Genomic DNA, 894 nt, shown 5'->3' on the forward strand with positions numbered 1-894 from the left:
TTGACGACCATCTGGGTAAGTCCAACCGGAGTAATTCCTAATTGACTTAAACTTTGGGCGTTTCCTGATTCCTTTAAAAAAAGCATTATAAGCTAAGTCAACACGCTTGACTGTTGCTTGCAATGAACTTAAATTAAGCTGTTGATAATCGGACCACTGCTGTCTAAAACCTGGTAATGCGTTTTGCTGAGTGAAATAGTCTACATTTGAGCGATTTTTTCTCCACTCAAAACGCCTATGAGCGACACCAGCGTTATACAAAAGCTGGTGTAGTTTTCTGACTAAAAATAGTTTTTCTTTCTGTACTTTTGTCGGATACAGTCGAAAAGTCAATCTTCTATTGGCCATAGAACTATCACCTCTAGATAAAGTTTGAGTCGATATAATTATCTTAACACCAAAAATAAAAATGAGTAGAAATTATGGAAAAAGAATTAAACCGTGGTTCTCATGTAGTCTATGACATTCACCTGCATATATGTTTCGTGACTCAATATAGAAAAAAAGTATTGACTACAAACATGATTAAAGATATGAGGGAAATCATAGAAAAAGTTTTAACTGCTAAACGCTGTTCCTTAGAAGAGTTTGAAGGTGAGCCAGACCATGTACACATATTGATTCAGCTACATCCAGACAATAATATTTCCCAGTTAATATCATCTCTAAAGTCTGCTACCAGCAGAATTATTAGACGAAAATATGCTCAAGAAATCAACCAATTTTACTGGGGAAAAGCTAAATTATGGCATGACTCAAAATGTATAGTTTCCTGTGGTGGCGCACCCTTGGAAATAGTCAAAGATTACATCAAAAATCAGTCGGGAGGTAGACAAACATCTTGATCGAAGCGGATCAACATTTATTTATGTAAGGGGGTGCTTTCCGCCCCAC

General features: G+C 36.5%; 1 protein-coding gene and 1 pseudogene. One reads left to right on the top strand and one right to left on the bottom strand.

Going from position 1 to position 894, the window contains the following annotated elements; genetic code table 11:
- Positions 1-348, bottom strand: a pseudogene (locus D5R40_RS33360) (hypothetical protein); the annotation flags it as partial.
- A gap of 74 nt (positions 349-422) precedes the next feature.
- Here D5R40_RS33360 and tnpA point away from each other — a divergent pair.
- Positions 423-845 (top strand): IS200/IS605 family transposase, encoded by a 423-nt coding sequence (gene tnpA, locus D5R40_RS33365; RefSeq protein ID WP_192901108.1) that lies wholly within the window; start codon positions 423-425, stop codon positions 843-845.
- Positions 846-894: the final 49 nt, after the last annotated feature.

The organism is Okeania hirsuta, from assembly GCF_003838195.1.
Taxonomy (GTDB): domain Bacteria; phylum Cyanobacteriota; class Cyanobacteriia; order Cyanobacteriales; family Microcoleaceae; genus Okeania; species Okeania hirsuta.